This window comes from Mesorhizobium sp. M6A.T.Cr.TU.017.01.1.1, assembly GCF_004023115.1.
GTDB classification, from domain to species: Bacteria; Pseudomonadota; Alphaproteobacteria; order Rhizobiales; family Rhizobiaceae; genus Mesorhizobium; species Mesorhizobium mediterraneum.
Map to the genome: position 1 here is coordinate 1 of NZ_RZTA01000237.1, position 2,587 is coordinate 2,587.

Annotated in this window: 3 protein-coding genes; all 3 read left to right on the forward strand. The window is 58.5% G+C overall.

The genetic code is table 11. The features are described 5' to 3' along the window. On the forward strand, nucleotides 1–232 hold a 232-nt coding region (locus EOB36_RS33580), incomplete at its 5' end, for an exopolysaccharide production repressor protein (RefSeq protein ID WP_245467972.1). Between the two features lie 407 nt (nucleotides 233–639). Beyond that, entirely contained in the window at nucleotides 640–1,653 is a 1,014-nt protein-coding gene (locus EOB36_RS33585; protein ID WP_024505903.1) for a 1-aminocyclopropane-1-carboxylate deaminase, read from the forward strand. Nucleotides 1,654–2,252: 599 nt separating this feature from the next. Then, on the forward strand, nucleotides 2,253–2,587 hold a 335-nt coding region (locus EOB36_RS33590; RefSeq protein WP_164897711.1), incomplete at its 3' end, for a TlpA disulfide reductase family protein.

Sequence of the window (2,587 nt, forward strand, 5' to 3'; positions counted from 1 at the left end):
TTGTCGGCTCGTGGGGCTGGTCCTGTGCAGCAATGCGTCGATGGTTTACTTCGCTTTGGATTCGCTCCGTGTGGCAGTCGTCACGACGCTGGCCTGTTCGCTGCTGCTTCAGGCCGGCTACTTCGGCCGCGTGCTCTTTCTGATCTGGCAGTCCTCTAGCCGCGCTCGTGGAACTCGCCACAGGGGCCAGCATGCCGATGGTTACAGGAAAGCTCGGGTACCAGTCGTCTGACTCTGATCAACTGCGGAATGCAATTTTCAGCTGTGTCCCGGCTTGGTCGAATGCCCAGCATGTGCTGCTGCTTTGATGCGCGGATGACAGAATCAGTGCTCAGAGCCACACCAATTTTGGTCACCCTCTGATGACTGAGCTGATCGCATAGGGAATCTGTGTTCGGCTAACACGCGACCACATTCGGTTTGTCCTTAGGCCGGGAGATGCGGGTGGTTGGTCGATTAGGCACATAAGAGTCATCGCAGCACGCCGGATGCGGTGTGCTTGTCGCAATGACAAACTCGGTGCTGCACTACTGATGAACGACTTCTGCACCCGCTTCGAAAGACGGGTGTCTTTGATCACACATACCCCTGGGCTGACCGGTGCGTAGCCGGTTCAGGTACTTTTTTGCTGGAGATAGCATGCTGGAAAAATTCGAACGTTATCCGCTCACCTTTGGACCCACGCCGATCGAGAGGCTCGACCGCCTCGGCAAGCATCTGGGCGACAAGGTGGAAATCTACGTCAAACGCGAGGACTGCAACTCCGGTCTCGCGTTCGGCGGAAACAAGCTGCGCAAGCTCGAATACATTGTGCCCGACGCGATCGCGTCAGATGCCGATACGCTCGTCACAATCGGTGGCGTGCAGTCCAACCATACGCGCATGGTCGCTGCGGTCGCCGCCAAGATCGGCATGAAATGCCTCCTGGTCCAGGAGAGCTGGGTCCCACATGATGATGCTGTCTACGACCGGGTCGGCAATATCCTCTTGAGCCGCATCATGGGGGCAGAGGTGCGCCTGGTTGACGAGGGCTTTGACATCGGCATCCGCCGCAGCTGGGAAAAGGCACTTTATGAAGTCAAGGCAAGGGGCGGCAGGCCATATGCGATACCTGCCGGCGCCTCTGTCCACAAATACGGCGGCCTGGGCTATGTGGGGTTCGCTGAGGAGGTGCGTGCCCAGGAAGAGCAGCTTGGGTTTGCCTTCGACTATATCGTCGTCTGTACGGTGACTGGTTCAACCCACGGCGGCATGCTCGTCGGGTTCGCCAAGGATGGTCGACAGCGCAACGTGATCGGTATCGATGCCTCCGCCATGCCCGCCAAGACCAAGGCGCAGGTGCTTGGCATCGCCCAAAATACAGCGAAGCTCGTCCACCTCGGAGCGGAAATTGTCGAGGCAGACGTGGTGTTGTTCATGGACTACGCGTACCCGGGTTATGGCGTTCCATCGGAGGAAACCAAAGAGGCAATCCGTTTGTGCGCGCGGCTCGAGGGCATGATTACCGACCCCGTTTACGAGGGCAAATCGATGCAAGGGATGATCGACCTCGTCCAGAGGGGCTTCTTTCCACAGGGATCGAGGGTCCTCTACGCACATCTAGGCGGCGCGCCGGCGATCAACGGGTACGGCTACACCTTTCGCAACGGCTGACGTTCGGCAGTCTGCGATTCCGCGGTCGCGCTCGAACGTGGGTAGGTAGCGTCGTTCGAGCGCTTGGCTGGAGAAGTGGAGGCAGCGACGGGCATCCACTAATTGGTACAATTACGTGCTGTCGGGGCTCAACGCCACGCGGATTGAGCGCATGCCGCCGTTGGCAACCGCGAGGCGAATTTTGACTCCGGGGCAAGAATCCACACGCGGCGGTGGCGGCACGAGGACCAAGCCGGCGAGTTCGCGCTTTCGAACTGGCGCCAAACTGCCACTGCTCGAGGACCGAGGCCAGTCTAATCACAGGCGAACCGTCCAAGCTCTCAAGAGTGATAGGGCGAAACCCGACAGCGGCAGAAGACATGTCGGGTTCACGACAATCGGCCGCATTTGGGCTCGTGGAGAATTTCAAAGCATTTCCCGCCGCTTACCGGAGCTGAGGGAATTGGCACCTCCGTTGCAGCTTGATGTGCGGCAACACGGTGAGAGCTTCGCTGAAGCAAGCCAGAGGGAGCGATGCCCTCGAGACCGTGTCCGATTTTGACTGGAAAATATTCCGCGACAAAAGAGACGAAAGGTGTGGAATGACTTTGGACACCAAGATGGAACTGCGTATGGGGTCCCCGGCTCCTGCGATCAAAGTGGAGAACTGGCTGCGTGGCGAGCCCCTCACGAACTTTCGGCCCGGCAAGGTCTACCTCGTTGAGTTTTGGGCGACTTGGTGCGGACCATGTGTCGACGCCATGCCCCATTTGATCGAACTGCAGGAGAAATATGAAGGCAGCGGATTTGAGGCGGTCGGAGTTGCCGCCTGCGAACAGGGTCCTACCGCAGACGAGGCGCGGACCAACGTGGATGCCTGGCTGACCGAGAAGTTCCCGAATCTGAATTATCGTATCGGGTTCGATTACATTGGCGAAATGAACAAGCTCTGGAT